Here is a 236-nt window from a genome sequence, read left to right as displayed (position 1 = left end):
CACTCAATGAAGGAACCTGTTGTTTCTGTGGGACAAAAAGTGAAGAAGGGGCAACATATATCGTTCCAAGGATATGGTGGCGATGTAAGGCCTAAATCAGCCGGCGCGGCCCATGATCACTTTGGCCTGTCAAAGAAAAATTCTGGTTTTGGCCCTGGAGATAATGATTCAATTCTTTCCCCCGCCGACTTTCTACCATTGCCTAAGGAAGTATTGCCTGACTCAGGTAAGTCAGC

At 47.0% G+C, this 236-nt stretch carries 1 protein-coding gene; it reads left to right on the top strand.

The features are described 5' to 3' along the window. Positions 1-236, top strand: a 236-nt coding sequence (locus IV71_RS08410) for a M23 family metallopeptidase (RefSeq protein WP_478210283.1), incomplete at both ends; no start/stop codon positions are given.

The organism is Fructobacillus fructosus KCTC 3544 (assembly GCF_001438695.1).
GTDB classification, from domain to species: domain Bacteria; phylum Bacillota; class Bacilli; order Lactobacillales; family Lactobacillaceae; genus Fructobacillus; species Fructobacillus fructosus.
The sequence above is the reverse complement of the archived record's forward strand: the minus strand, read 5'-3'. Positions and strand labels throughout refer to the sequence as shown.